General features: G+C 53.4%; 1 rRNA gene. It reads right to left on the bottom strand.

The features are described from left to right. Nucleotides 1-7 precede the first annotated feature (7 nt). A 16S ribosomal RNA gene (locus C4S60_RS23390) occupies nt 8-1,074 on the bottom strand; the annotation flags it as partial.

Here is a 1,074-nt window from a genome sequence, read left to right as displayed (position 1 = left end):
TTTCGTATAAGGAGGTGATCCAGCCCCAGGTTCCCCTAGGGCTACCTTGTTACGACTTCACCCCAGTCATGAACCACAAAGTGGTGAGCGTCCTCCCGAAGGTTAAACTACCCACTTCTTTTGCAGCCCACTCCCATGGTGTGACGGGCGGTGTGTACAAGGCCCGGGAACGTATTCACCGTGGCATTCTGATCCACGATTACTAGCGATTCCGACTTCATGGAGTCGAGTTGCAGACTCCAATCCGGACTACGACGCACTTTTTGGGATTCGCTCACTTTCGCAAGTTGGCAGCCCTCTGTATGCGCCATTGTAGCACGTGTGTAGCCCTACTCGTAAGGGCCATGATGACTTGACGTCGTCCCCACCTTCCTCCGGTTTATCACCGGCAGTCTCCCTGGAGTTCCCGACATTACTCGCTGGCAAACAAGGATAAGGGTTGCGCTCGTTGCGGGACTTAACCCAACATTTCACAACACGAGCTGACGACAGCCATGCAGCACCTGTCTCAGAGTTCCCGAAGGCACCAAAGCATCTCTGCTAAGTTCTCTGGATGTCAAGAGTAGGTAAGGTTCTTCGCGTTGCATCGAATTAAACCACATGCTCCACCGCTTGTGCGGGCCCCCGTCAATTCATTTGAGTTTTAATCTTGCGACCGTACTCCCCAGGCGGTCTACTTAACGCGTTAGCTCCGAAAGCCACGGCTCAAGGCCACAACCTCCAAGTAGACATCGTTTACGGCGTGGACTACCAGGGTATCTAATCCTGTTTGCTCCCCACGCTTTCGCATCTGAGTGTCAGTATCTGTCCAGGGGGCCGCCTTCGCCACCGGTATTCCTTCAGATCTCTACGCATTTCACCGCTACACCTGAAATTCTACCCCCCTCTACAGTACTCTAGTCAGCCAGTTTCAAATGCAGTTCCGAGGTTGAGCCCCGGGCTTTCACATCTGACTTAACTAACCACCTGCATGCGCTTTACGCCCAGTAATTCCGATTAACGCTCGCACCCTCCGTATTACCGCGGCTGCTGGCACGGAGTTAGCCGGTGCTTCTTCTGTCGCTAACGTCAAAT

The organism is Vibrio hangzhouensis, assembly GCF_900107935.1.
In the GTDB taxonomy this organism is placed as follows: Bacteria; Pseudomonadota; Gammaproteobacteria; order Enterobacterales; family Vibrionaceae; genus Vibrio; species Vibrio hangzhouensis.
The sequence above is the reverse complement of the archived record's forward strand: the minus strand, read 5'-3'. Positions and strand labels throughout refer to the sequence as shown.